Consider the following 1,166-nt stretch of genomic DNA (forward strand, 5'->3'; position numbering starts at 1 on the left):
CAAGTAAATCATGTATTTGTGGTAAAACATAACAATAAATTTAAGCAGATTCGTAACGCTTGGCACTTTTGGTTTGAATCGACTTAAGTGTTTACGGCGCAATGGTTTAGGTAAGTGGTAGCGTTACTCACTACTTAATTTGGCGTTATGCATTTACAGAGGTCAACGGTAAATGAGCAGTATTAAAGAGTATATTTTTGATTTAGAAGAGCAAGCTAAGAGCGATTGGATTCAAGAGAAGTTGGGTGATTTTGATGCGGATGAAAGTTCACCAGGTTGGTCTGAGTTGGAGCAAGAATATGCATCAATAATGGAGAGCAAGGAGGCAGAAGCTGAGTATCTTTGGTACTTGGAAAACTCGTACTCTCATTTCTATGAAAAATTGCGTAATGAACTTAATAGTCTTCATAAAGTTTTAAAAGGCGCTTTTTCGCAAAGCACAGAGCAAGTAGTGTTGAAAATGTCTTATGTGCATGCTGTAACGATACTAGAGTCTTTTATCAGTGATTACATAAAAACACTAATTGTTAAGAACGACTATCTGTTAAACAACTTACTGAATTCAGAATCTATTAGTAATAAAAAATTGAATTTTGGTGAACAGAGGTTTGCGCTAAAAGATGTATATAACAGTAAGACCGGGGTTGTAGGTATAACACTAGAAGAGTTATCTAAAGTTAGTTTTCACAATATTACACATGTGACCGTTATTCTTAAAGCGATGTTTAACTCGGATTTTCAATACAGTACCCGAGATATTGGAATGGTTGGCAACCTACGCCATGACTTTGTTCATAGAAATGGGGTTGATAAAAACGGCAAGGAGATAGTATTGCAAGTTAGCGATGTATTGAGTGCAATCGAAACAATAGACGTTTTTGCAGGTGAGCTACATAGTTTTGTAATCGCTGAACTAAATGCATAACAAACTGTTTAAGAGTGATTCGCAACGCGTGGCATTTTTACTATGCGTTGGTTTTAGTGTTTAAGGTGGTATGCGGCAACTTCGGTATTGCGTTGCTCACACCTTAACAGGGCGTTATGTGAATTTGGTAATTCCTACCCAAAAGGGAAATTGTAGAAAAGGAAAAAAGAGTGAATAAAATAAGGAAAGAGCCTTTGTTGGCAGAGGTTGAACGTCGACTAGCGAAGCCTATTTTTGGTGA

General features: G+C 36.9%; 1 protein-coding gene. It reads left to right on the top strand.

Features of this window, described 5'->3' with window-relative positions; genetic code table 11:
• The first annotated feature begins 172 nt into the window (after positions 1-172).
• Positions 173-925 carry a HEPN domain-containing protein gene (locus ELS82_RS25145; protein ID WP_017191344.1) on the top strand — a complete coding sequence of 251 codons (753 nt, stop codon included), beginning with the start codon at positions 173-175 and terminating at the stop codon, positions 923-925.
• The last annotated feature ends 241 nt before the right edge of the window (positions 926-1,166 follow it).

Origin of the sequence: Vibrio ouci (genome assembly GCF_004551525.1) — a bacterium.
In the GTDB taxonomy this organism is placed as follows: domain Bacteria; phylum Pseudomonadota; class Gammaproteobacteria; order Enterobacterales; family Vibrionaceae; genus Vibrio; species Vibrio ouci.